We start from the raw sequence: 24,432 nt of genomic DNA, 5'->3' as shown, positions 1-24,432 counted from the left end.
TCAATTAACGGATCACTCGACAGGAAATCAGATGACCTCATCCAGTCAGCGTCTTGCCTTGCTTGAAGCAGTTGTCGAACAGTCATTCAATGCCGTATTGATCACCGACGCCAATCTGGCCAATGGCGGCCCCTTCATTGTGTACGTCAATCCGGCATTCTGCTCCATGACCGGCTACACGGCCGAGGCATTGATCGGTGCTTCGCCACGGATCCTGCAAGGCCCGGACACCGATCCTCAAGTGATCGAGCGGATGCGCGAATGCCTGAGTGAAAGCCTTTTTTTCGAAGGGTCGACAGTCAATTACCGCGCGGACGGAAGTCCTTACATCGTCGAATGGAAAATTTCTCCCGTGCGCGACGATGCAGGTTCGGTGTGCAACTTTGTCTCTGTGCAGCAGAACATCAGCCCGCGCATCCGGGCCGAGCGTGAGCAACACCTGCTGGCGCAGGCACTGAACGCTGCGCTTGATCCGATTATCATCACCGACTGCAATTCCACCATCGTGTTTGCCAATGAGGCTTTTCAGCAGATCACTGGCTACAGCAGCAGCGAAATCCTCGGCGAAAACCCGCGGATACTGAGCTCTGGAAAACACGATGAGGCGTTCTATGCGCAATTCAAGGAAGCGCTGAAGAGTGGCGCCCCGCTTCGCACGACCTTCATCAACAAGCGCAAGGATGGCTCGCTGTTCTATGCGGAACACAGCATTTCTCCGCTGTGTAACCTGGAGGGCGCAATCACCCACTACGTCAGCATCAGCCAGGATGTGACCACACGCCTGGGCCGTGAGCAAAAGTTGCTGGAGATTGCTCACAGCGATCCGCTGACCGGGCTGGATAACCGTCGCTCAGCCGAGCATACGCTTGAGCGACAGATACCTGCGGTGAGTATGTCGGGCAAGCCGTTCAGTCTGATCATCTGCGATATCGATCATTTCAAGGCGGTCAATGACCGGTACGGCCATCCTGCCGGCGACAGCGTAATCACCAGCGTTGCGGCCATCCTCAAACAGCGTATCCGCCTGTTGGACGTCGCCGCCCGATGGGGAGGAGAAGAGTTTCTGATCCTGGTGCCCGACAGCTCGTTGAAACAGGCGGCCGAACTCGCGGAGCGCATTCGCAAGAGCGTTGAAAGCCTGGTGATTCCGGAAACAGGGTCGGTGACCATTTCTCTGGGCGTTGCAGAACTGAGCGCCGGGGAAACGGCCGCCAGCCTCATTCAGCGCGCAGACCAGGCGCTCTATCAGGCCAAGCGCCTGGGCCGCAACCGTGTGGAATGCGCTTAGGCAAGGACCCGGCTTTCTTCGTCATCCGCGTCGTTCGCCCACGCATCGGAGTGAACACCGCTCATCGAAACCGGGCCTGTCATTACAACAGGCCCGGACATCGTGTCAGAGCTTCGGCAACTGTCCGATACGCCCCATCATCTCGGTGACGATCTGCAGATCCAGCAAGAACTGTCCGGTGGTCTTGAACTCGTTATCCGTATGGCCGGTGTATTTGACTTCGGGTCTTGCCAGACCGAACTGCACACCGTTGGGTAATGAATGGACCGACGTAGCGCCAGCCGACGTGCCAAAGGTGTGCTCCATGCCGAGATTTTCACTGGCAACAGCCAGCAGCGCCTTGACCCACTCACCCTCGGGATTGCGATACATCGGCTCGGCGATGGAATAGTCAAACACTGGCTTGATAGAAGTTTTTGTACTCCAGGCCTCGAGCTTTTCAGCGATTTCGGATTTAAGGACCTGCGGGGACTTGCCCTTCGGCACACGCAGATTGACCGCCAGTTTGAACGCCTTTTCATCCATTGCTACGTAAGTCAGGGATGCGGTCAGAGGCCCCATGAAGTCGTCGGAGAACCCGACGCCCAACTTGCTGCCCAGATAATCGAGCCCCCAGTTGTCAGCGGCATAGCGGGCAGCGTCGGTGATCTGGTTCTGTTTGAGCGCAACCTTGCCCCGCAGACTGTTGATGAAGTCCAGCATCCTCGCGACCGGGTTGACGCCGGACTGGGGTGCCGACGAGTGTGCGGATACACCGGTGACCGTCAGCTTGACGTCCTTGCCGTCGACGCGGGCATCGACCTCGAAGTCGCCGCCATTACTTTTCACGTACTCGGCACCGGCCTGTTGCAGGCTGGCAGCCAGCTCGGCAGGCTTGTCGGTCACCAGAGTGGCCACCGACTTCGATGGAATCTGATTGGTGGCCATGCCCCCGGTCATTGAAACGATCTCGGCGCCCTCGCCCTCGGCGTGGCGTCGAGCAAAGCTGGCCATGACCGTGCCGTAGCCTTTTTCTGCGATCACGACGGGATAACCGCCATCCAGCGCCAGGTTGTAGGCGGGCGTCGGGTTACGCTCAAAATAGTACGGGATGGCGTCGCCGGCCGTTTCTTCCGTGGTATCGATCAGCAACTTGAAGTTTCTGGCCAGCGGCAGCTTTTCTTCCTTGATGACTTTCATGGCATAAAGCGCCACCACGATACCGTTCTTATCGTCCTCAGTGCCGCGTCCATACATGCGATCACCGATCAACGTCACCTTGAACGGGTCCAGACGAGTGCCGTCAGGCAAGACCCAGTTGTCCAGCGTGACCGGCACAACATCGGCATGCACATGAATGCCCACCACTTCGTCACCAGCCCCGTCGAGCGACACTTCATACACACGGTTATCGACGTTACGGAACTTCAGATTGAAGCCCTCGGCCAGGCGCTTGATCGTGTCGGCGATCTTTATGAACGCCGGGTTTTCATGCTGGGCAACGCCGTCGACACGAACAGTGGGAATCGCCACCAGCTCGCGCAGGGTTTCAGTAGCCGCGCTGCCATACTTCATGCGGGTATACAGACCAAGCAGACGATGAATATCGTTCTGTTGCGATGCGGAAAGTTGCTTGTTGTCGAGAAAGGCGCTGATGGCCGGGCCAAAATCGGCAGTTTTCACCACATCAGCGCTGGCGAGATTGTTCAGAAACTGCCTGAAATCCTTTACCGATGTCTCACTGAATGTCTGGAGAATGACAGCGCTCTGTTGTGCAGTGACAGTGGCATTTGCCAGACTGGCGAACGACGAGAGACTGGCCAGTATCAAGGTGGAGGCAGCCAGTTTTTTGAGTGACAGGTTCATTATTGAAGGCATTCCTTGGCAGGCAACGTGCGGATTTTCTGATCGTTTGATCAGGAAGCGTTTCAACTTACACCAAGAGCAGTGATGCGAGAATCCCCTTTTCCCCTTTCGCTTCGGACAATGCGCGGCCATGTTGCAAGACGCCGTCAACAACAGCGCGGGTTTGATCATTGTCAATCTGTGAGCCTGTAAGCCACTTCCTCATGTAATCAACTCCTTGATAACGGACCGCAGGTACATGAGCATGAGCAAGATAAAGGCCAGGCACACGATCAACCGTAGTGAATTCTTCCCGCGCCGGACACTCCGAACAATACCGAGCGAATGCTGCAGATCATTCGCTCCCCACTTGAGGAAGTCTGAATGACCACCGCATTCAAAGTTGGCGACGCCGTACACTGGAACTCCGAGGCGGGCCAGGTACATGGCAAAGTCACTAAAGTACATGTGAAGGACGTTGAGTTCATGGGCAAACATCGGCCTGCTTCAAAGGACGATCCGCAGTACGAAGTGAAGAGCGACAAGACCGGCCATTCGGCGATGCATCATGGGGATGCGCTCAAGCACGCGTGAATGCTCCACGCCGCGTTGTGGAGAGAACGGTGTAGCGCACGTCTCACTTACGCGAGAAAGCTTTACCGATTGGCGCGCCTGCACCCGAAACGGATGCAGGCACGATCCGTCAGATCACGCCACAGGCAGCACGATCACCGCCACCGCCCAGAGGTGCGGGGTGGTCGGAATGGTTGTCGCCGCCGGCGTGAACCATCAGCGCGTGGCCTTTGACTTCCGAGAGTTTCTTCAGGCGTGGGGCAAGCACCGGGTAAGTCGCAGTGCCGTCAGCAGCCACGTACAGCGCAGGCAGATCGCCTAGATGGCCACCGGCGTAAGGACCCAGATGCTTGCCGGTCTTGGCCGGGTCGAAGTGACCGCCAGCCGCGAGGGCTGCGACCTTCTTGCCGTCCTTGGTGCCCGCTTCGCAACTGCCGTTTTCATGCACATGAAAACCGTGGATGCCCGCAGGCAGCTCTTTCAGATTCGGAGTGAACAGCAAGCCGTATTGCGTTTCGCTCACCGTAACGCTGCCGACAGGTTTGGGGGCGCCATCAGCGCTGACCAGATTGATCGGAACGTCCAGCGATGCAGCCTGAACACCAAAGGAGAAAACGCCAAGCAGACCTAGCAAAAGATGAGGTTTCATAATTTCAATGCGTCCCTGATCTGATAATCGAATTGAACGTGGCGCCAGACAGCACTGATGCTGCACAGCACGAACGTCTTTCATGCCACAGAGGTGTGACCACAGACCGGCGAACTTGATGCGAGGAAATGAGCGGGGAGTACTTGGGAAAGTAATGCAAAACATCACAACTGGCCTGCCGACACCAGGGTCGGCAGGCCAGCGCTGTTCACCTGTGCTCAGTTAACAGCACAGTGTTGCGGATCAGATATCCAGGCAGATCTTGCCGAAATGCTGATTGGTTTCCTGGTAACGGAACGCTTCGACGATGTCGGTCATCGGGAAGGAACGGTCCATGACTGGACGCATGCCATTGGCATCGATGGCCCGGATCATGTCCTGTTGCTGGGTGCGACTGCCGACCAGAACGCCCTGCATGCGCAGCTGTTTGACCAGCGCCGGGACGAACTCCAGTTGGCCGGCAACACCGCTCAGAATACCGATGACCGAGATATGGCCAGCGACCCGGGCCGCGTTCATGGAGTGCTGCAGTGTCGAGGGGCCGCCTACGTCGATGATGTGATCCACGCCACGGCCGCCGGTCAGCTTGCGCGCCGTTTCGCCCCAATTGCTGTCCTTGCGGTAGTTGATCAGGTGATCGGCGCCCATGGCTTGCAGACGCTCCAGCTTTTCATCACTCGACGACGTGGCGATAACGGTCGCACCGACCATCTTGGCAAACTGCAACGCGAAAATCGATACACCACCAGTGCCCTGCACCAGAACGGTATCGCCGGCTTTCAGCGCGTCATCGACCATCAGCGCACGCCATGCGGTCAGACCGGCGGTGGTCAGCGTGGACGCTTCAGCATGGCTGTAGCCCTTTGGCGCAAGGGTGAACGAGGTGGCACGGGCAGTCACCTGCTCGCGGGCATAACCGTCGACGCCATCACCCGGCACCGTGACAAAACCTTCGACCAGCGGCTCGCCGCTGATCCATTCCGGGAAGAACGTGCTGACCACTGAGTCGCCAACCGCGAACTCGCTGACGCCCTCGCCCACTGCAGTGACTACACCTGCACCATCGGCCATGGGAATGCGTTTTTCCGTCGGTGCCCACATGCCGGTAACGACCGCGAAGTCGTGATAGTTGAGCGAGTTGGCATGCAGACGCACAGTGATCTCACCGGCTTTCGGTGCCAGTACTTCGCTTTCGCCCACGCTGACCTGATCGTAGCCGCCGCCAGCCTGCACGTAGATGGTTGTATTGCTCATGGTCAATCTCCTATCAATTCAACATTACGCAAAATGACGAAATGTATAAATAACGCTCAAAGCCTAGAGTTCTTTCTTGAGCCTGTCGGCAAACCGGTCTATGGCCTGCTCGTCACGGCGAAAATAAGTCCACTTGCCGATCCTCGTTGCCTGAACCAGCCCGGCACGTTGCAGGATGGCCAGATGCGCAGACGCGGTAGAAGCCGACAGGTTGGCCTTGGCCTGAATGTGCGACACGCACACGCCTATCGCCGGATCACCGTGGTCCTGGGGAGGGAAATGGGCTTGCGGGTTTTTCAGCCACTCCATGATCAACATGCGAGTGTCATTGCCGACCGCTTTGATTTGCTCAAGAATCATTGGGCATAACATTACGCTTTTTTACGAAATGTTCAACCCCTGATTTCCCTCCCCCGGCCAACGGCATGTTTTGATTACAGCTTCACAGCGGCCTGACAAATGAAGCAATCTGTCGGCTCCAATAAAACCGACTGCACCGCTGAGAGCATCCAGACTCATGATGAATCTTAAATACAGCGCACTGACCGCCCTGCTGCTGGGCATCACAGGCATGGCTCAGGCTCAGGACTACACCTCGCATCTGGACAAGGTGCTGCAAGCTGGCCAGTTGGCTGTCTGCACCACTGGCGACTACAAGCCCTACACCCTGCTGCGCGAAGACGGTGAGTACGAAGGCATCGATATCACCATGGCCCGTTCACTGGCCAAGAGCCTGGGGGTGAAGGTGCAGTGGGTGCCCACGACCTGGAAAAACCTGATGCCGGACATGGTGGCCGGTAAATGCGACATCGGTATGGGTGGCATCTCTGTGAGTCTGGAACGCCAGAAAAAAGCGTTTTTCAGCAACACACTGGACGTCGATGGCAAAATCCCGCTGGTACGCTGCGCCGATCAGGCGCTGTATCAGACGGTCGAGCAGATCAACCAGCCCTCTGTGCGTTTGATCGAACCCGCCGGTGGCACCAATGAAGCCTTCGCTCGCGCTCATCTGCCAAAGGCGTCCCTGGCATTTCACGACAACAAGACCATCTTCCAGGAGCTGCTGGACAAGAAAGCTGACGTGATGATCACCGATGCTTCCGAAGCGCTCTACCAGCAGAAACGCATGCCCGGCCTGTGCGCGGTCAATCCGACCCGCTACATGCAATACGGCGAAAAGGCCTACCTGTTGCCACGTGACGATGTCACCTGGAAAGGCTACGTGGATCAGTGGCTGCACCTGAGCAAGGCCACCGGCGAGTATCAGCAGGCGCTGGGAGAATGGCTGGCAGTGCCCGCCGAGTGAGTGTGAAGTGGTTTTGCCGGGCACTGCCTTCGACGTCCTGCTGTGCAATGGTTGCAAGGCGTGTCCGGGTGAAATAGCGTGTTACGGCAACTCTCACTGGAAGGCAGCCAAACGAGCATGAAGCCCAGCAAACCCATCACCCGTGCGTACTGTGTGGAACTGCAGCAGGAGCTGTCGATCGCCGCGGCGCGACGCGAATACTTCTCTCAGGAACCGCCACGCGCACGCTTCGAGTTTCTCTGCTCAACCGAGGCGTGCAGGGCAATGGGCGCGAAGGTCACCGGGGTTCGCTATGACGTGAAACCACAGGACAACCCGACCTTCGTCGCCGCGCACTTTCGCGCCAACCCGCATTACGACCATCACCCGGGCTGCGAATGGGTGGATGAGCGCGCAGAAGCAGAGGAAGAACCGAACGAGCCGGTCGAAGAAACCGATGTACAGACACGCCTGCGCAAGGCCAAACGCAAGCTGGACGATTACATCGATATCTTCGACCCGGTCATCAAGGTGCCGACCAAGGAAACGTCCGGCCCGGAAAAGCCCGATGCTGGCGCTCAGCGCCCTGCTGCAACGCTTCCAGTCACAGAACCTGCCAAGGCACCGATTGCTCGCTACAGCGAAACGCGCACCAACAATCTGGAGCGGCTGGTGGACAGCTATCGGCAGGCCAAGGCCGAGCTGTCACTGGAAGACTTCAAGCTGTTGAAGCTGAAGATTCCGGGCCAGGGCGAAGTGTCGCTGCGCTCATATTTTCGCCATATCAAATACGCGCAATCAGGCGATAACGGCCGGGTGCTGTTCGGCGGCGGCCTGATCGAGCAGCGGTACGGGCTGGGCTTCAAGTTCAGGTTCTTCGACCGTCTTGACGGCAAACTGGTGACGCTCTATGTGTCGCCCGCGCAGATGCAGGCCTATCGCTCCAGCCGTTACATCAGTGAGCTGCTGAGCCACGCGGATGACGTGAAGTTTTTCACGGTGTATGCGCTGGGAACGGTCACTCAGAGCCCTTCGGGCAAAAGCTATGGCCTGGAGGTCGACGACTTGCGACATTTGGCGATTGTGCTGGGGCCGGCTAAAGAACCGGTTGAGCAAGGAAAAACACCTGAAGCCTGAACGTGTGGTCGGTAGTCGTTCCAGCGTTCGACGCTGGAACGATCCGGGTCAGCTCATCAGACCTTGACGATCCAGCCGGCTGGCGCCTCGATGTCACCGGACTGAACGCCGGTCAGCTCCTTGTACAGACGCTGAGTGACAGGGCCGACTTCGGTCTGGCTGTAGAACACGTGCAGGTTGTCCTTGTAGGAAATCCCGCCGATCGGAGTAATGACCGCAGCCGTACCGCATGCGCCTGCTTCCTTGAACTCGCCGATCTGGTCGATGAACACATCGCCCTCTTCGACCGTCAGGCCCAAACGGGATTTCGCCAGTTCGATCAACGAAAGTCGGGTGATACCCGGCAATACTGATGGCGACTTGGGCGTCAGGAACACATCGTCCTTGGTGATGGCGAAGAAGTTGGCTGAACCTACTTCCTCGATCTTGGAGTGGGTCTGTGGATCGAGATAGATGCAATCTGCAAAGCTGTGCTTCTTGGCTTCGGAACCGGGCATCAGGCTGGCAGCGTAGTTACCGCCGACCTTGGCCGCACCTGTGCCGTTGGGCGCAGCACGGTCGTAGCCGGAGATGACGAAATTGTTCGGCTTCAGGCCGCCCTTGAAATAGGCGCCCACCGGAATGCAGAAGATCGAGAAGATGAACTCAGGCGCCGTACGCACGCCGATGTTGTCACCCACACCGATGACGAACGGGCGCAGGTACAACGCGCCGCCGGAACCGTAAGGCGGGATGAAGCGTTCGTTGGCCTTGACCACCTGTTTGCAGGCGTCGATGAATACATCGGTCGGGACGTGGGGCATCAACAGACGGGAGCAGCTGCGCTGCATGCGCTGGGCATTCTGATCGGGACGGAACAGATTGATCGAGCCATCCTTGCAGCGGTAGGCCTTGAGGCCTTCGAAGCACTGCTGACCATAATGCAGCGCGGTCGACCCTTCGCTGATATGCAGCGTGTTGTCCTCGGTCAGTGAGCCCTGATCCCAGGCACCGTCGCGCCAATGAGAAAGGTAGCGCTTGTCAGTCTTGATGTAATCAAAACCCAGAGTGTCCCAGTTGATGCTTTCTTGACTCATAACGCCCTCTATCATTTTAGCGACTGCCTGGTCGAGTCAGGCCAATGCCTTATTCTGCCAGATCATTCGGGCCATGAGGCTCGAAATAAATGCAAACCGACATGGCATTTCTGAAGCAGGCTTGCAGACAGAAGCCTCATGAGCCCGGCGGTCACCCGACCGGGAGCGGAGGCGATACCTGGCGCTGGCGGATATAGTCGATAAACGTGTCCATATCCGAACTGCACAACGTTCGCGCAACGAACTTGACCTCTTCGACAGGCCAGTTCCACCAGGCCGTCTGCAGCAGCAACCGGCGAATGTCCTCATCGAATCGCCAACGGATAAATTTGCAGGGGTTGCCTCCCACCACCGAATAGGGCGCCACGTCCCGAACGACCATCGCACCTGCCGCGACAATGGCTCCATCGCCGATGGTGACACCCGACACAATCGTTGCGTTAGCGCAAATCCAGCAGTCGCTGCCGATCACCACATCGCCCTTGCTCGGCGCGTAATCCTGAATATCCGCGACTTGCCCAACCATCGCCGGGAACGGGTATGTCGTAATCCAGTCCGTGCGATGCTCACCGCCCAGTAGAATTTTCACGCCTTCGGCAATGGAGGTGTAAGCACCTACCCTGAGCACAGCGTCGTCTCCGAAGTCGACAATCTCCGGGATGCCGTAAGTCCCCACGCCGACTACCGCACGCGGGTATTTCAATCTGATTTTTTCGGCGTGCCTGTCCAGCTTGTCCATCTTGCGCAACTGCTTGCGTATTTTTCTATTTTTTAACAGCTCGATGATTTTCATATCTTCAATCACATATGTTTTGACCAGCAGGCAGCGCCTACCGATAGCTCAACAACAAACGCTTGCAGCGCCGCAAGGTCGTTCTGTTGATCTGCCTCCACGGAATGGACAACAGCAGACTCCAGGCATATCGCTTGTCCGCGATCGCGGCATATTTCAAGGCCTTGTTGATGGCCTGAGTGCGACCGCTCTGGTATTCGCGATGGTCCCGATAAGGCTCGATGCTTTTCAAGTCAGCCTCTAGCAACACCTTGTACTTGCGTGAAAGGTTGTTCGAGTGACGTCGGTAGCGCGTAACGATCTCGGGGAGCACATGAATTTCATAGCCCAGATGGGCTATTTTCAATGTCGCCTGAAAATCCTGAACCTTTATCTGCGGGTCATAGCCGTTCGCATCCTTGATGGCCTTCATGCGGTACAGAGCGACCGGCGCGCCGACGACCACTGCGCCGCGCAATATGTCATCGAACGTCAGCCTCTCGATGTAATCGCGCGACTGACGTTTGATTTCATTGCCGTCACCATCCATGTAGCTGATCAATGCGCCGACACAGCCTACTGCGGGGTGATTGTCCAGATACTCGGCACGGATCCGCACCGATGAGGGAAGCATGATGTCATCCAGGTCCGGCGTGGAGAGGTAAACGCCTTTGGCATACCGCAGACCGTGGTTAAGGGCAGCACTGACACCCTGATTGGCCTGACGGTAAAGCTGGAAAGGATAGCGTTGCTGCAGGGACTCGAGCATCGCAATGCTGTTGTCGGTCGAGCCATCATCAACAACGATGACCTCGAAATTTTCGTAGTCCTGAGCAAAGATGCTCTGAATCGCAGCCTCAAGAAATCGCTCGGCGTTGTAGCAAGGGGCAACGATGGAAACCAAGGGGCTGGACGTGGGGTTCTGACTTTCTGAAGACATCATGGGTAGCAGCCATAATCATGATCAGCCCTGGCGGGCTCGGAAACCGGATATCTGTAACAGGTCGCTTGAAAACGGCACATCATGCGGCAAGCGCTCCTGATTTTCCATGAAAGGTCAAAAACGCCCTGCAAACAGGCTTTTACAGGCACTTCAATACTGCCGACACGCCCTGTGTTTCATCCAGTGTAGTTCGACACTCGAAAAAAAACCCCGTTCTTCGCAGAACGGGGTTTTCATAACGCGTATCAGGAGGAATCAGAAGGCGTAAGTCACCAGCAATTCTTTTGTCACCTGAAAGTCGACCGACATCATCACGCTCAACGCAGTAATGGTGAAGATCGAAAACACGAACAACTTGCGAGCCCAGACAGTATCGTCAACGGCCTTATAACCCTTCCAGGCCATGTACAACCAGTACATGCCCATACCCGCTGCGACAGCCAGGTAATTGAGACCCGCATAGCCACCGACGGTCAGCATCAGGGTCGCTACGAGGAACGCCAGGATGTAGAGCATGATGTGGCGCTTGGTAACCAGAATGCCGCGCTTGACCGGCAGAACCGGGATCTTCGCAGCACGGTAATCATTGAAGCGGAAGATGGCGATCGCATACGAATGCGGCATCTGCCACAGGCTGAACATCACCAGTAGCGTCAGGGCCGCAAAGTCGAAGCTGTTGCTCACTGCGCAGTAGCCAATCACCGGCGGCATGGCCCCCGAGAGACTGCCCACCAGCGTGCCGTGAACGGATCTGCGTTTCAGGTACAGGCTGTAAAGGCCGACGTAAATCACGAACCCGATCACTGCAAACAGCGCGGCCAACGGATTGGCCTCGGTGTACAGCAGGCCAACGCCTGCAATACCGAGCAGGGTTGCGTAGAGCAGCGCCAGTTTCAGTGAAACCAGGCCCTGCACCAGAACCCGGTTACGGGTTCTTTCCATTCGCTGATCGATATCGCGATCGATGCAGTTATTGAACACACAACCGGACGCAACGACCAGGGAAGTACCGATGACCGCAGCGAGGAACACGCCGAAATCGATATTTCCCTTGGAAGCCAGAAAAAAGCCACCTGCCACCGAAAGCACGTTACCGAAAATGATCCCCGGCTTGGTGATTTGGATAAAGTGCTTCAGTGACATCTGGTATTCCTCAATGCGCCATCATTTCGCGGTGGACGCTGAAAATGATCCACAGCGACAAGCCGACCAGCAGGACGATAACCATCGTGGTAAAGGCGAAGGCCATCACGTTGTTACGCTGCACGCTCGTGAAGTCCAGATGCAGGAAGTAATGCAGGTGCACCAGGATCTGGATGATCGCGAAGACCAGAACGATTGCGATCGTCATGTCCTTCGGCAGTGAAGGTGACATCACCAGGGCAAACGGAATGGCGGTCAGGATGATCGACAGTACGAAACCGATGACGTACGACTTCACTGAGCCGTGACTATTGTCTTCAGCGGAGTGATGCGAATTTGACATTACAAAGCTCCCATCAGATAGACAACGGTGAACACGCCGATCCAGACAACGTCCAGGAAGTGCCAGAACAGGCTCAGGCAGCTCAGGCGCGTCTTGTTGGTGTTGGTCAGGCCCCTTTTCTGGACCTGGAACATCATGATCGCCATCCAGATAAGACCGCTGGTCACGTGAGCACCGTGCAGGCCTACCAGGGCGAAGAACGCTGACAGGAAGCCACTGCGGCTCGGACCGTAGCCCTCTTCGATCAGGTGATGGAACTCATAGATTTCCATGCCGATGAAGGCAGCACCGCACAGGAAGGTCAGTGCCAGCCAGCCCAGTACCTGGCTTTTATTGCCCTTGTACAGTGCCAGCATGGCGAAGCCGTAAGTGATACTACTGACCAACAGGAACGCGGTTTCCACAGCCACGAATGGCAGCAGGAAGATGTCCTGGCCCGATGGGCCGCCCGCGACACTGTTGACCATCACGGCGTATACCGCGAAGAACGAGGCGAACAACACGCAGTCGGTCATCAGGTACAGCCAGAAGCCGTAGACCGTCATGCCACCGCTGTCGTGGTGATCGTCATGCCCATGATCATGGTCGTGACCGTGATCGTGGGCTCCGGAGTTGATTGCAATATTTGACATTGTTTAAACCTGTTCCAGCGAGGACTTGACAGGAGTGTATGCACCGTTGGCCGCCAGGACCTTGTGATGCTCACCTTCAATACGCGCTACATCTTCAGCAGGCACCATGTAGCCCTGGTCGTCACGGACAGCGTGAGCAACGAAGACTGCAATGGTCGCAACCAGGCTTGCGCCTACCAGCCACCAGATGTGCCAGATGAATGCAAAGCCGAAGACCGTCAGCAACATACCCATGTACAGGCCGGTCGGCGTGTTGTTAGGCATGTGGATCGCCGAGTAGCGGGCAGGAACCTTGTAAGCGGTGCCGGCACGTTTTGCGTCGGTGAACGCGTCAATGTCGTCAGCTTTTGGCAGCTCGGCAAAGTTGTAGAACGGTGGAGGCGAAGATGTGGACCATTCCAGGGTATGGCCATTCCATGGGTCACCGGTCAGATCGCGGTTGTTGTCGCGGTCACGGATACTCACGAACAGCTGGATCAGCTGCGAAGCGATACCCATCGCGATCAGCACGGCACCGAACAGCGCGACGTCCAGGTAGATGTTCCACTCTGGCATGTCGGTAGCGTTCAGACGACGGGTCATGCCCAGGAAGCCCAGCGCGTACAGCGGCATGAATGCGACGAAGAAGCCGACGATCCAGAACCAGAACGCAGCCTTGCCCCACTTCTCGTTCAGGGTGAAACCGAACGCTTTAGGGAACCAGAACGCGAAGCCGGCGATGTAACCGAATACCGCACCGCCGATGATGACGTTGTGGAAGTGAGCGATCACGAACAGGCTGTTGTGCAGCACGAAGTCAGCACCCGGGATCGCCAGCAGAACGCCGGTCATGCCGCCGATCGAGAAGGTGACCATGAAACCCAGGGTCCAGAGTACCGGCGGAGTGAAGCGCAGACGGCCCTGATACATCGTGAACAGCCAGTTGAACAGCTTCACACCCGTCGGGATCGCGATCAGCATCGTCGCCAGACCGAAGAAGGCGTTGACGTTGGCACCCGCACCCATGGTGAAGAAGTGGTGCAGCCAGACCATGAAGCCCAGGATACAGATCGCACCGGAGGCGAAGATCATCGACTTGTGGCCGAACAGACGCTTGCCGGAGAACGTCGAGATGACTTCCGAGAACACGCCGAAGGCCGGCAGGATCAGGATGTACACCTCAGGGTGACCCCACGCCCAGAACAGGTTCACGTACATCATGGGGTTACCGCCCATTTCGTTCGTGAAAATGTGGAAGTCCAGGTAACGGTCAAGGGTCAGGAACGCCAGGGTAGCGGTCAGGATCGGGAACGAAGCCACGATCAGGATGTTTGCCCAGGTGCAGGTCCAGGTGAAGATCGGCATGTCCATCAGTTTCATGCCAGGGGTACGCATCTTCAGAACGGTCACGAGGAAGTTGACCCCCGTCAGCGTCGTACCTAACCCGGATAACTGTAGCGCCCAGATGTAGTAGTCAACCCCTACGCCAGGACTGTATTGCAACCCGGAGAGAGGCGGATACGCGACCCAGCCGGTCTTGGCGAACTCACCGACACCCAGGGAGATGTTGATCAGCAGCATACCTGCGACCAGCAGCCAGAAGCTCAGGGAGTTCAGGAACGGGAACGCCACGTCGCGAGCGCCGATCTGCAGAGGCAGAACGATGTTCATCAGACCCGTAAAGAACGGCATCGCCATGAAGATGATCATGATCACACCGTGAGCGGTGAAGATCTGGTCATAGTGTTCAGGCGGAAGGAACCCTTCGGAACCGTTCTGGGCCATCGCCAGTTGGGTACGCATCATGATGGCGTCGGCAAAACCGCGCAGCAGCATGACCATGGCAACGACGATGTACATCACGCCGATTTTCTTGTGGTCGACAGAGGTCAGCCATTCAGACCACAAGTACGTCCACTTGCGGAAATAGGTGATCAACCCGACAACCGCAATGCCGCCGAGCGCGATCATGGCAAGTGTCACCATGACTATGGGCTCGTGGAACGGCACCGCTTCCAGACTTAATTTGCCAAACATCGTTTACTCCTCTGCCCCAGCAGCTGAATTTTTGCCTTTTTCCGCACCAGCGTCACCGGCCACTTCCTTCTCACCAGCAACAACCTTCTTGCCTGGATTCATACCTTCATACTTGTCGATGACGATCTGGAACAGGTTCGGGGTGACCGAGGAAAAGAGTTCGACAGGGTTGCGTTCGCTCGGCTTGATCAACTCGGCGTATTCGGCCGTGCCAAGCTTTTTAGGTGAGCTCTTGACTTCGCTGACCCAGCTGTCGAAATCAGCCTGGCTGGTAGCGATGGCCTTGAACTTCATGCCGGTAAAGCCTGCGCCACTGTAGTTGGCCGAAATACCGTTGAATTCGTGATTCTCGTTGGCAATGAGATGCAGCTTGGTGTGCATGCCCGCCATCGCGTAGATCTGACCACCCAGACCCGGGATGAAGAACGAGTTCATCACACTGTCGGAGGTCACCTGGAAGTTGATCGGAGTCTTGGCAGGGAACACGATCTTGTTGACCGTGGCGATGCCGTAGTCCGGATAGACGAATACCCATTTCCAGTCAACCGAGATCGCCTGGATGGTGACCGGCTTGACGTCCGAATCAAGCGGACGGTAAGGGTCCAGCGAGTGAGTCGAAACGTAAGTGATGTACCCCAGGAAGACCAGCAACAGCATGGGTACGCCCCAGACTGCGATTTCGATCTTGGTGGAGTGAGACCAGTCCGGCGTGTACTTGGCGGCCTTGTTCGACGCGCGATACTTCCAGGCGAAGATCAGGGTCATCAGGATGACCGGGATCACGACAATCAGCATCAGCAACGTTGCGATTACGATCAGGTTCCGCTGCTCGATACCCACCTGCCCTTTTGGATCGAGCAGAGGTACGCCATCGCATCCACTGAGCAAAAGCATACAGAAAAGGGCCAAGAAGCCAAAAAACCTGGGGTACCTTTTTTTACTCATTTCACGACCTCTAAAAGCAGCTTGCGCGGTGCAGTTGGGTTTCGACCGCCAACACTTCGCCCTGCCAGTGCCGGCTAATTTTTTTGAATTGAACAAGGGCCGCCAGTACGCACAGCGGCGTATCGACAAGTCCGGGTTTAGCTATGGATTCTTGTTTTTTGAGTTGCTGGAACTGCCCAAAACTTCGGGCAGACGCTTTCGACGCGGCCATTATACGCCCTCAGAGGCAAGCGTTGCGCTGCCTGTTCAGAGTGCACAGGGGACGCTCCAAGCCTCAAAATGCTGATCGTTCGGCCAAGCTGAACGACAAGTGACGGGGATTGTAGATACGTAAATTTTTAATGACTATGCCTAATTTTGTAACAGTTATTCTCTATATGCGTAACAATCGTCTTGCAAACGCCTCATTTCACTCGAAAAAAGCCCCGTATTCACGGGGCATTTTTTGCGAAAGCCCCTGTAGTTAGTAAGGTTTGCGGCGATTGCGAATGATGCACGCCGGTACCAGAACTGCGGTCAGGACAAACGCCGTCAGCGCCCATTGCGCGAGTGACAATCCGAGAACCGGCGGATATGGCGTCGTGCAGAAACCGCTGACCTGAAACCCTGTAGGGAACAGTGTAGCCAATGGCAGGCCATCGACAATCGGCTGCAGCACGTCGATACCGCAGCTGTCGGACGGATGGGCGAGGATCCAGACATGCCGGCCGGCCGCGGCAATGCCGCCAAGGGCGCTGAGGGTAACCAGGGTTTCAAACGCCGTGACGCTGCGACGCCCGGGCATGGCCGCGCCGATGAACGCAAAAATGGCGATGAACAACAGCGCGTAACGCTGCAGGATGCACAACGGGCAAGGCGCTTCGCCCAGGACGATCTGCATGTACAGGGCGCCGCCGATCAGGGCCAGGCAGATAATCCCCAGCAAAACCAGAAAGCGCTTTTCGCGTCTCAGGTACAACGTGTTGTCGCTCATTCACATACCTTACTGAACTGATGAAAGGGTTGGTCAACGCCATGCAGCGTGCGTCAGCAACCTGAACGGGGGTGGACGGCCTGGCTGAGCCGAGGCGTGCGCGATGATCATCTGTCTGATCCGGCAACTCAAGCATTGGCCAGCCATACGGACGCATTTGCCAGCCGGATGGTCTGCGCGTCAGCAGATCCACGACCGACAGGACGTTTTTGCGGGAGCCGGAAGCAATGCCCTTCTATATATAGAAGGGTGCGTCAGTTTGTCGCAGCTCTTCTTCTATATATAGCTGCGGTATTTTGTCGCAGGGTGCCTTTCTGGCAAAGCACTACTGCGTGCGAACCTCGACGCAGGTTGTCGGAATGCAGAGAGCGACAATCTGCCGCCCTCCTCCGGTTTGACGCAACCGAAGCCAGACTGCCACTATCGGGACGTGGGCAGTCAGTTTGTCGGGCCCGCCGCGGTGTAGTGCAACGACTTCCAATGGCAAGCGAACGGCGTGCTCGGCTGTCGGTTAAAAATCCTCAAGCCAGCCCGTCTGAGGTCGATAACCTGTCATAGAAAGTTGTTTGCCGCTACCAGGCGACGAAACACCTACAGCCAGAAGGTTCATATGTCCAAGAACGTCCGAGCAGATTCACTTTCGCTGCTCCTCTTCACGTTGCGCAGCGGCAAGCTGATGGCGATCAACCTGCTCAAGGTCAGCGAGATTATCCCCTGCCCTCCCCTGACCCATCTTCCCGAATCGCACCCGCACGTCAAAGGCATCGCGACGTTACGTGGCTCGTCACTGTCGGTTATCGATCTGAGTCGTGCGATCGGCGAGCGTCCGCTGGCCGATCCCGACGGTGGCTGCCTGATCGTCACGGATGTCAGTCGCTCGAAGCAGGGCCTGCACGTTCAGGCCGTCAGCAAGATTGTGCATTGCCTGACCACCGATATCCGTCCGCCGCCCTATGGGTCGAGCAGCAAGTCGTTCATCACCGGGGTCACTCAGGTCGACGGCGTGCTGGTGCAGGTGCTGGACATCGAAAAGGTGATCCACGGCATCGCCCCTGCGCAGATCGTCGTGCAATCGACGGAGCTGGCCAAAGAGGATGCGGAACTGCTGAGCAAGGCGCGGATTCTGGTCGTCGATGACAGCCAGGTTGCCCTGCAGCAGTCGATCATTACCTTGCGTAATCTCGGCATCGAATGCCACACGGCGCGCAGTGCCAAAGAAGCTATCGATGTTCTGCTCGACCTGCAGGGCACTGCACGGCAGATCAACGTGGTGGTTTCCGATATCGAGATGTCGGAAATGGACGGCTACGCCCTCACGCGCACACTCCGGGATACGCCGGACTTCAGTGACTTGTACATTCTGCTGCACACCTCGCTCGATAGCGCGATGAACAGCGAGAAGTCCCAGGTCGCCGGGGCCAATGCCGTGTTGACCAAGTTCTCGTCACCCGAGTTGACCAAATGCCTGATCGAGGCCGCACGTACGGTGGTCGCCCAAGGGCTCTGATCCCTGAGCGCACAGCGACACAACGTCCGAACCTGACCGACGCATCCGCCGCGCATTACTGGCTGATGCGTCGGGATCTTGCAGCGCCAGTATCATTCGCAGCCTGGCCGCATGGCATCCAGCCACACCCCTTCACCATTGAGCGAGCCCCAGAGGTTCACCGCCTGCTGACCCTGGGTTACGGCAGCGCGGCAGGCTGCGTTCCGGATTATCCGGACTGGCTGGCCGCCTTCGAACACGATCCGGAATGCGACCCGTCGCTGTGCTTTCTGGCCATGCGTGATGCAACGGTAGTCGGTGTGATCGTGTGCTGGACCAGCGCATTCATCAGGGACTTGGTCGTGCACCCTGGTGTGCGACACAGCGGGATCGGCCACGCCCTGCTCAATCACCTGTTCGTCCATCTGCGTACGCGCAACGAAGCATCTGTCGACCTTCACGTCATGGAAAACAACCTGGCGGCGCGGCGTCTTTATGAGAAATCCGCAATGGCCTATCTCAAGCGTTTCGACATCCCTGCAGCCTGAACGCGCTGTTGACCCGCCCGGCGACTGGCGCACAACTTGCTTCCGGAGAGGTATCAAGCAGGTGAGTGACCAATTGTTGTCGCCCACCACATACCTCTTCGACGGATCATCGAGATAATGGACACCAAGTTTTCCTGCGTGGGTTGTGGCGGCTGTTGCACCGACCATCACGTACCGCTAACGCTCGGCGAAGCCAAGCAGTGGGCAGCAGATGGCGGCAACGTCATCGTTCTGACCGAGGCATTTTTGAGCAATGGCTACGGGGTCTCCGAGACCCAGCTGACCCATGCCAGCCGTCGCTCGACCGAGGTGAGCAGTGGCAGCACGACAGCCTTTGTGGCGATCACCTTCGCGGCCTACAACGTGGGGCGCTGCCGGAATCTTGACGAGAAGAACCTGTGCCGCATCTACGAGCGCCGGCCGCTGGTGTGCCGAATCTATCCGATGGAGATCAACCCGCACATTCCGTTACGCCCGGACAGCAAAGGTTGCCCGCCAGAGTCCTGGGAGCAGGGTCCCGACCTGATCGTCAACGACAGGCTGGTCGATACACAACTGATAGACCTGATCGAACGGTCGCGTCAGGCCGACCGGGATGAGATAGAGACCAAACAGCTGATTTGCCAGAAGCTCGGCATCCGTACCACCGCCCTCAAGGGCAACGGTTTCGTCGCCTACCTGCCGGACATGGGCGCGTTTGCCGCTGCCATCGAAGAAGTCGCAAATCCTGCGCAGGATGAGCGAGCCCAGGGCTCGAAGTGGGAGTTTCACGTGGCCGGCCAGCACGTCCTGGACACCCTGCAACAGGAAGGTGCCGAAGTGACTGACCGGCAGCCGGTTTCCTACCTGTTCATCCCGTTGCAGGCTGCCTGACAGGATCAATCAGGCAATCAGCGCTTGCCCATCGACCTGCGGGTGCCGGCCGGCGCTGCGCCCGGGGTCTTGTGGTGGCCGTGCTTGTTGGTTTTCTGATGCCACGCCGGCTCCTTTTTGGCCTGGGCAAACTCCGAAGGCTTGAACGGAAAGCTGAAAGGCGCAATGACAGCCTTCTTTTCAGTGTCTGCGGCGGAGTCGGCGGCGGCGTCTTGAACAGGGGGTTGTTCAGGAGTGGTCATGGTGTCACCAGAAAGTCGAATTGGCCGGGCAAATGCCCGCGGCCGCGCAGCATACATCAATCGCCGCACAACCGCCCGAGCCTCCTGTCGCCGTCATTTGTAGAACAGATCGACCATCACTTCGGCATTGAACGGTCCGGGCCGTGGCGTGCTGGTGTTCCATAGCAGTTCGGCATTGAAGTCCGCCCTGGCAGTGTTGGTTTCGCCCAGCAATTCCGCCAGATGGAAGGGTTCGTTGTAGCGTAACGGCTGACCATTGACTGCGCTGGTCATCCGGATCCCCAACGAATCATTTCCGACAGGGATCAGCAGCTCGCCAGACAGAGTGCCTGTCACCGGCCTGAAACGCGCGTCGATGCTGAAGGGCGAATCGCAGCTGCGACTGGTCAGCAGGGAGAATGTCTGGGTGGCAGTCACTTTGCCAATGGCCACTTGGTGTATCGCAACATCGCCAAATTCCACGGTTTCCGGGAGCACTTGGAGATCGGCATCGCAGGCCACGAACCTCAGCCCCCGCAGGTTATTGATCACATAACTGAGGCTGCGCCCTGACAGCCGACTCGGGTCTGTCGCGCCGCCCAGCTGAAAAAACCGGTAATCGAGCAGGTCACTGGCCACGCCGGAGGACGGTGTAGCGCCGAACTTCTGGATGAACACCGAAAACGCCAGGCTGAAGCGCACCTTAGGGCAGTTGTCGAGCGTGCTCTCACCCTCACGACACATCGGCAGGTAGCTCCCGGTACTGATCCTTCCACCGCCTTGCAGGTGATCGATGCCCTGCAGCGTCATCCCGGCGCGAATCCCCTGACCGATCGAACGATTGTCCGGATTCAGGTAGATAAAAATCTCCTCCGCGCCGGACTGCCAGCCCTCTCTCGCGCATTCGACCTGAACAGTCAGAGGTTCGGAACGCCATACCACTTCCCCGTCAGGACTCGACTCCGGGATTGCCACCGAACTGCTCAGATCATCGTGAATTTCGGTTTCGCCCGTCCCTTGAGTGGTACAGATCAGCGCGAAAGTGGAAGCCGGATGCAGTAACAGCACCACGGCAAGGGATCGCAGCCAGCCTCCGGCAGAGAGATATTTCATATCAGCATTCGTCCTGAATGGAATTGTTTTTCGGCAGCCCGGCCGTAGTGGCTGTCTGCCCGGTGAGCTGTGCGCAATGGGTCCGTCGGCCGCCGTAGTCGGTCAGGGACTGGTATGAAAAACGATGTGTGGCAGAGGGCTCGACACTTGCGGGCACACCCATGGCAACCTGGGCGCCCGGCGCCAGCAGCAGATGATCGCCGAGCTGCACACCGTCGATATGCAGCGCTTGCAGAGCGGCGTGATAGGGCGTCGGGTTACTGACCGTCAGCGACAAGACGTGCGACGGGTCATGAGTCAGTGTCCACAGCAGCCGCGCGGGGGTGTCGGCCGGATCACCGTCAAGGCCGGGGGGCCGGTAGAACACGTTGATGCGTTGGCGCACGGCAATGTTCAACTGCCCCACGCCGTCCTGGCGTCGAGGCACCTCAAGCACATACAGATGCAGCAGAGACTCGTGCTCCTGCGGCATGCCCGAGCCCTGATACAGCACGCGCAAGGTCTGCCTGCCGCCCACCGCCAGGCGTGCAAGCGGTGGCGTGACCACGAATGGCAGCGCTTTGCGAAGCTCACCCGGGGTGTCGTCATCGTCCGCGGCGTCGCTGAGCCAGGCCTGCAAAAGCGCCTCGGACTTGCCGCGATTGCGCACTTCGAGCGTGACTTCGCGATACTGCCCGTCGAAAACCAGTCGTGTTCCACTCAGCGAAACAGCGCCGTGCGCCGCCAGGTCGCTCGTCAAAAGCACAGCCGTCAGCAGCGCCTTGCATGAGCCAGCGAAAGCGCTCATCGGCATATCACCCTGATCCGCTCGTAGGCTCGCGACGGGTCTCTGGGCGGTAGCGAGAATGTTGCCTGACAACGTTGATCGGACCAGCGCACCCACACGCTGCCGGCGTCCTGCTCGCTGAGCACCAGCGCCTGACTGCCGGGATCGACCACTGCCAGCGCCCTGCCCTGCTCATCTTCGACACTGGCGCCCAGCGGCACCTTGCTGCCATCGGTGCGCACCAGTTCGAACTGCACCCGACGGCCCACATTGGCCTTGAAGCGCACCACCGGGATCGCGCCCCTGCGCGGCACGATCTGGGTGATGGCGTTTTCCAGATCGACATCAGCGCCCAGCTGCCTGGTATCCAGGCTGACCCAGTTGGTGCGGTAAGCCTGCGCATAAGGCAGAACCGCATAGCCGTTGCCGGCGGTCTCGACGTTACTGAACGACTTCAAGCGGGCACCACCGACATCGGGCACCTGAACCAGTGCAAAGGTTTCCCCCAAGGCCTGCCCAAGGTTCACGCCACCGGCATGCGCTACCAGCGAACCAGCGGCGGACAGGCTGAATGCATCGTAATCCTGACCCTGGCTATAACCGGCCTCGAAACGGCCGAATGCCGTGCTGGTGCTGACCTTGCCTGCGCCGAAACTGCCGGAGGTACTGTCACGTCCAGCCTGTACCGAATAGAACGTGTCGCGATCGCCCGGCACCTGGCCGTTAAGACCGGTCTGCGCGTTGTACTCGCCGCGGCTGTCGCGCACCGCGTTGAAAGACAATCGCGACGAGCCGGGGCTGGATCCAAGCGGCAGGGTCACGCTCAGAGCAATACGATTGTCGGTGCTCGCGTCACCGCTTCGCCCGAAATCCTCGTTGCGTTCGACGGACAGGCTGTAATTGAGCGAACGCCAGGCTGCGTTATAGGACAGGTAAAGTTGCCGGGTCTTGCCGGGCAGGTTCCAGTAGCGCTGCTCTGAAGCAGTCAGGCTCAGCGACGCCGACTGGCCAGGCACTATCTGAGTGATGCTGAGTTCGAGTCGATCCCGCGCCAGACCAGAGGGCAGTACCAGCCGCTGCGGGCCGATATCGCTGACGTGCTGGTTCAAGGTCCGGTATTGCTCGGTCGAATACCGGTAACCGGCCACTGCCAACGTGGTGTCGGTGACGTCCAGCGTGTTGGCATAACGCACCCGCAGGCTCTGACCACTGCGCGCCTGCTGATCCACCTTGCTGATCGATCGGGTGAGGTCCATCGACACCGCGCCCAGCCCGGTGTTTACTCCCGTACCTATATTCCAGGCCTGATAATCCTCGGCCAGTTGCAGCCCGGCAAACCCGGTGATCCGTTCGGAAAGCCCGTAGATCAGGGCTGCGCTGGCAAACGCCGGAGAGGCCTGCTGGTCGTCGTTGTTGTCGACCTGCCCGCTGGCCAGGCTGTAGCGCAACGAGCCTGCGGGAACCATGATCGGCAGCGACGCGTAGGCCTGAGTGAAGGTTCGCACACGCCCGTCTGCTTCGATGACAGACACCGACAAATCGCCATTCGAGCCACTGGGATAAATATCGGCAATCTCGAAAGGCCCGGGCGACACACTGCCGCTGTAAAGCAGAAAGCCGTTCTGGCGAACTTCCACGGTCGCATTGGTTTCGGCAATCCCGCGGATGACCGGTGCATAGGCCCGCTCGCTGTCAGACAACATGCCGTCGTCAGAGACCAGCGCCGCGCCCCTGAAGCGGACACTGTCGAAGACCTGCGAATCGGTAAACGTCTCGCCCAGCGTGAGCTGGCTTTTCAGGGCGGTGATGTCGCGCTGTGCGAACGTACGATTGCTGCGATAACGCCAGGGTCTGTCACTGCCACCCACCAGAGAGGACTCGTTGCGCAAACGCCAGGCACCAACGTTCAGCCCGTTTCGCAGCCCCACGTAGTACTGATCCGTTTCCAGGCCCTTGTTACGCCGACGGCTGCCATTGAAGTTGTAATTGATAAAGCCTGCGGTCTCGCCCTGATCCCAAAGCTCCGGCGACACATAACCGCGGGCACCGCGTGACATCACCGCTTGCGGCACACTGATCGTCAGTCGCAACGCACCGGGCTGATAGTCGACGCGGGCAAATTCGACACGCGCAGGCAGGTCGAAACAGGCCTGGGCAGACACCTCACCTGACGGCAGACGACTCAAGTCCAGACCAAAGCTCTGTAGCATCTCGAGCGACAGGCAGGGCTCGATCAGGCCTGACAGCGGATTTTTCAAAAAGCGGATATCCCGCCTGCCGCTCAGCTTGCGATTGACGTAGATATCAACCCGGTAAGTACCGGGCAGTACGCTATTGGAGCGCAGAAACTCCTGAAGGTCAGCCGGCTGATCGCTTCCCTGGATAAAAGCCGTATTGAATCTGCCTGCGCCGCTGCCACCCGAAGAGGCGGCCGACGCGCTGACCGCAACCATCAACGCCAATCCGAAACCGATACCCCGCGCACAGCGTCGGGGGTGAGGGAGCGCGCACTGGGCAATGACTCCCTTGTTAACTTCTTTGCGCCATTCCATAGCGGTCTTCACTCTACTTC

The 24,432-nt window shown here is 58.0% G+C and carries 25 protein-coding genes; 7 read left to right on the top strand and 18 right to left on the bottom strand.

The window, feature by feature from the left end:
- The first annotated feature begins 31 nt into the window (after nucleotides 1-31).
- The gene (locus PI739_RS01490) at nucleotides 32-1,288 is read left to right on the top strand and encodes a sensor domain-containing diguanylate cyclase (protein WP_054080699.1); all 1,257 of its coding nucleotides are present in this window, start codon (nucleotides 32-34) and stop codon (nucleotides 1,286-1,288) included.
- Nucleotides 1,289-1,393: 105 nt separating this feature from the next.
- On the opposite strand, the gene PI739_RS01485 is transcribed toward PI739_RS01490, so the two are convergent.
- Nucleotides 1,394-3,133, bottom strand: a complete 1,740-nt coding sequence (locus tag PI739_RS01485) for a dipeptidase (protein ID WP_128774833.1) — start codon at nucleotides 3,131-3,133, stop codon at nucleotides 1,394-1,396.
- 363 nt (nucleotides 3,134-3,496) lie between these two features.
- Here PI739_RS01485 and PI739_RS01480 point away from each other — a divergent pair, with 363 nt between their 5' ends.
- Nucleotides 3,497-3,706: a hypervirulence associated TUDOR domain-containing protein gene (locus tag PI739_RS01480; protein ID WP_003433541.1), complete on the top strand. Its 210-nt coding sequence runs from the start codon at nucleotides 3,497-3,499 to the stop codon at nucleotides 3,704-3,706.
- Nucleotides 3,707-3,815: 109 nt separating this feature from the next.
- On the opposite strand, the gene sodC is transcribed toward PI739_RS01480, so the two are convergent.
- The 3 genes from sodC to PI739_RS01465 all read right to left on the bottom strand — a co-directional run bounded on the left by sodC (nucleotide 3,816) and on the right by PI739_RS01465 (nucleotide 5,960).
- The gene (sodC, locus tag PI739_RS01475) at nucleotides 3,816-4,334 is read right to left on the bottom strand and encodes a superoxide dismutase family protein (protein ID WP_072365573.1); all 519 of its coding nucleotides are present in this window, start codon (nucleotides 4,332-4,334) and stop codon (nucleotides 3,816-3,818) included.
- A gap of 243 nt (nucleotides 4,335-4,577) precedes the next feature.
- On the bottom strand, nucleotides 4,578-5,588 hold the full coding sequence (locus PI739_RS01470; RefSeq protein ID WP_003365244.1) for a zinc-dependent alcohol dehydrogenase family protein: 1,011 nt from the start codon (nucleotides 5,586-5,588) through the stop codon (nucleotides 4,578-4,580).
- A 63-nt stretch (nucleotides 5,589-5,651) separates the two neighbouring features.
- The gene (locus PI739_RS01465) at nucleotides 5,652-5,960 is read right to left on the bottom strand and encodes an ArsR/SmtB family transcription factor (protein WP_017277782.1); all 309 of its coding nucleotides are present in this window, start codon (nucleotides 5,958-5,960) and stop codon (nucleotides 5,652-5,654) included.
- Between the two features lie 145 nt (nucleotides 5,961-6,105).
- Between PI739_RS01465 and PI739_RS01460 the strand changes: the two genes are divergently transcribed.
- Both PI739_RS01460 and PI739_RS01455 read left to right on the top strand, forming a co-directional pair.
- Nucleotides 6,106-6,894 carry a transporter substrate-binding domain-containing protein gene (locus tag PI739_RS01460; RefSeq protein ID WP_003433545.1) on the top strand — a complete coding sequence of 263 codons (789 nt, stop codon included), beginning with the start codon at nucleotides 6,106-6,108 and terminating at the stop codon, nucleotides 6,892-6,894.
- A gap of 117 nt (nucleotides 6,895-7,011) precedes the next feature.
- Nucleotides 7,012-8,010, top strand: a complete 999-nt coding sequence (locus tag PI739_RS01455; protein ID WP_054080695.1) for a hypothetical protein — start codon at nucleotides 7,012-7,014, stop codon at nucleotides 8,008-8,010.
- A gap of 56 nt (nucleotides 8,011-8,066) precedes the next feature.
- On the opposite strand, the gene PI739_RS01450 is transcribed toward PI739_RS01455, so the two are convergent.
- From PI739_RS01450 to PI739_RS01405, 10 genes are all read right to left on the bottom strand, one after another.
- Nucleotides 8,067-9,086, bottom strand: a complete 1,020-nt coding sequence (locus PI739_RS01450) for a branched-chain amino acid aminotransferase (RefSeq protein WP_003433547.1) — start codon at nucleotides 9,084-9,086, stop codon at nucleotides 8,067-8,069.
- 151 nt (nucleotides 9,087-9,237) lie between these two features.
- Complete coding sequence (locus PI739_RS01445) at nucleotides 9,238-9,879, bottom strand: CatB-related O-acetyltransferase (protein ID WP_003433549.1); 642 nt, start codon at nucleotides 9,877-9,879, stop codon at nucleotides 9,238-9,240.
- Nucleotides 9,880-9,916: 37 nt separating this feature from the next.
- Nucleotides 9,917-10,801: a glycosyltransferase family 2 protein gene (locus tag PI739_RS01440; protein WP_003365256.1), complete on the bottom strand. Its 885-nt coding sequence runs from the start codon at nucleotides 10,799-10,801 to the stop codon at nucleotides 9,917-9,919.
- 255 nt (nucleotides 10,802-11,056) lie between these two features.
- Nucleotides 11,057-11,944: a heme o synthase gene (gene cyoE / locus PI739_RS01435; protein ID WP_003314082.1), complete on the bottom strand. Its 888-nt coding sequence runs from the start codon at nucleotides 11,942-11,944 to the stop codon at nucleotides 11,057-11,059.
- A gap of 10 nt (nucleotides 11,945-11,954) precedes the next feature.
- A complete protein-coding gene (gene cyoD, locus PI739_RS01430; RefSeq protein WP_003409003.1) occupies nucleotides 11,955-12,287 on the bottom strand; it encodes a cytochrome o ubiquinol oxidase subunit IV in 333 nt (110 codons plus the stop codon).
- Complete coding sequence (locus PI739_RS01425; protein ID WP_042930342.1) at nucleotides 12,287-12,919, bottom strand: cytochrome o ubiquinol oxidase subunit III; 633 nt, start codon at nucleotides 12,917-12,919, stop codon at nucleotides 12,287-12,289. The genes cyoD and PI739_RS01425 overlap by 1 nt, the downstream gene beginning before the upstream one ends.
- Nucleotides 12,920-12,922: 3 nt before the next feature.
- The gene (cyoB, locus tag PI739_RS01420) at nucleotides 12,923-14,935 is read right to left on the bottom strand and encodes a cytochrome o ubiquinol oxidase subunit I (protein ID WP_003433558.1); all 2,013 of its coding nucleotides are present in this window, start codon (nucleotides 14,933-14,935) and stop codon (nucleotides 12,923-12,925) included.
- 3 nt (nucleotides 14,936-14,938) lie between these two features.
- The gene (cyoA, locus tag PI739_RS01415) at nucleotides 14,939-15,880 is read right to left on the bottom strand and encodes a ubiquinol oxidase subunit II (RefSeq protein ID WP_003433560.1); all 942 of its coding nucleotides are present in this window, start codon (nucleotides 15,878-15,880) and stop codon (nucleotides 14,939-14,941) included.
- 10 nt (nucleotides 15,881-15,890) lie between these two features.
- On the bottom strand, nucleotides 15,891-16,091 hold the full coding sequence (locus tag PI739_RS01410) for a hypothetical protein (protein ID WP_003314077.1): 201 nt from the start codon (nucleotides 16,089-16,091) through the stop codon (nucleotides 15,891-15,893).
- Nucleotides 16,092-16,343: 252 nt separating this feature from the next.
- Entirely contained in the window at nucleotides 16,344-16,853 is a 510-nt protein-coding gene (locus tag PI739_RS01405) for a disulfide bond formation protein B (protein ID WP_003365269.1), read from the bottom strand.
- Nucleotides 16,854-17,463: 610 nt separating this feature from the next.
- On the opposite strand from PI739_RS01405, the gene PI739_RS01400 reads away from it, so the two are divergent.
- The 3 genes from PI739_RS01400 (at nucleotide 17,464) to PI739_RS01390 (ending at nucleotide 19,760) form a co-directional block, all read left to right on the top strand.
- Nucleotides 17,464-18,360 (top strand): chemotaxis protein, encoded by an 897-nt coding sequence (locus tag PI739_RS01400; RefSeq protein ID WP_003365270.1) that lies wholly within the window; start codon nucleotides 17,464-17,466, stop codon nucleotides 18,358-18,360.
- A gap of 65 nt (nucleotides 18,361-18,425) precedes the next feature.
- A complete protein-coding gene (locus PI739_RS01395) occupies nucleotides 18,426-18,887 on the top strand; it encodes a GNAT family N-acetyltransferase (RefSeq protein ID WP_003365271.1) in 462 nt (153 codons plus the stop codon).
- A 117-nt stretch (nucleotides 18,888-19,004) separates the two neighbouring features.
- The gene (locus PI739_RS01390; RefSeq protein WP_054080693.1) at nucleotides 19,005-19,760 is read left to right on the top strand and encodes a YkgJ family cysteine cluster protein; all 756 of its coding nucleotides are present in this window, start codon (nucleotides 19,005-19,007) and stop codon (nucleotides 19,758-19,760) included.
- Nucleotides 19,761-19,777: 17 nt separating this feature from the next.
- On the opposite strand, the gene PI739_RS01385 is transcribed toward PI739_RS01390, so the two are convergent.
- The 4 genes from PI739_RS01385 to PI739_RS01370 all read right to left on the bottom strand — a co-directional run bounded on the left by PI739_RS01385 (nucleotide 19,778) and on the right by PI739_RS01370 (nucleotide 24,412).
- Nucleotides 19,778-20,002: a hypothetical protein gene (locus PI739_RS01385; protein ID WP_003365273.1), complete on the bottom strand. Its 225-nt coding sequence runs from the start codon at nucleotides 20,000-20,002 to the stop codon at nucleotides 19,778-19,780.
- Between the two features lie 93 nt (nucleotides 20,003-20,095).
- Nucleotides 20,096-21,094 carry a fimbrial protein gene (locus tag PI739_RS01380; RefSeq protein ID WP_003433570.1) on the bottom strand — a complete coding sequence of 333 codons (999 nt, stop codon included), beginning with the start codon at nucleotides 21,092-21,094 and terminating at the stop codon, nucleotides 20,096-20,098.
- Nucleotide 21,095: 1 nt separating this feature from the next.
- Entirely contained in the window at nucleotides 21,096-21,881 is a 786-nt protein-coding gene (locus PI739_RS01375) for a fimbrial biogenesis chaperone (RefSeq protein WP_054080823.1), read from the bottom strand.
- The gene (locus tag PI739_RS01370) at nucleotides 21,878-24,412 is read right to left on the bottom strand and encodes a fimbria/pilus outer membrane usher protein (RefSeq protein ID WP_054080692.1); all 2,535 of its coding nucleotides are present in this window, start codon (nucleotides 24,410-24,412) and stop codon (nucleotides 21,878-21,880) included. Before PI739_RS01370 ends, PI739_RS01375 begins: the two co-directional genes overlap by 4 nt.
- Nucleotides 24,413-24,432 lie beyond the last annotated feature (20 nt).

The sequence above is a fragment of the Pseudomonas cerasi genome (assembly GCF_027983475.1).
GTDB lineage: Bacteria > Pseudomonadota > Gammaproteobacteria > Pseudomonadales > Pseudomonadaceae > Aquipseudomonas > Aquipseudomonas cerasi.
The sequence above is the reverse complement of the archived record's forward strand: the minus strand, read 5'-3'. Positions and strand labels throughout refer to the sequence as shown.